The organism is Xanthomonas codiaei, assembly GCF_002939785.1.
Lineage (GTDB): Bacteria > Pseudomonadota > Gammaproteobacteria > Xanthomonadales > Xanthomonadaceae > Xanthomonas > Xanthomonas codiaei.
Window position 1 is genome coordinate 1 of the sequence record NZ_MDEC01000084.1, and the last position, 548, is coordinate 548.

1 protein-coding gene is annotated in these 548 nt (G+C 59.3%); it reads right to left on the bottom strand.

Annotation, left to right across the window (positions count from 1 at the left end):
- Window positions 1-548, bottom strand: a 548-nt coding sequence (locus tag XcodCFBP4690_RS22145; RefSeq protein WP_146092044.1) for an IS5 family transposase, incomplete at both ends; no start/stop codon positions are given.

Genomic DNA, 548 nt, shown 5'->3' on the forward strand with positions numbered 1-548 from the left:
TTTGACAGCGCAAACAAGGTCAGCACCTGTGCCGTGTTCTTGGCCAGACCGCGATAGCGGACCTTGGTGTAGCCAAACTGGCGCTTAATCACCCGGAATGGATGCTCCACCTTCGCGCGCACGCTGGCCTTGAAGTGTTCCCAACGCTGTTCCCGAGCACGCTCGCGTTTGTTGCCGATGCCTTGCATCGTCGAGGGCTTGGCGGCGATGAAGAATGCTGCTTCGCAGTCCCGCAGTTCTTGGCGTTTGTCCGCGCCGGTATAGCCGCTGTCGCCGAACACGCTGTCTTCTTTGCCATGCAGTAATGCGTGCGTCACAGTGACATCGGCGACATTAGCCGCTGTGCAATGGACATGGTGTACCAGCCCGGAAAACTCATCCACGCCGATGTGCGCCTTCATCCCGAAATACCACTGATTCCCTTTCTTGGTCTGATGCATCTCAGGGTCGCGCGCATGCTCAGCGTTCTTGGTCGAACTGGGCGCAGCGATCAGCGTCGCATCGACGATCGTGCCCGACCGCAGGCTCTGACCCTTGCGCGCCAGATG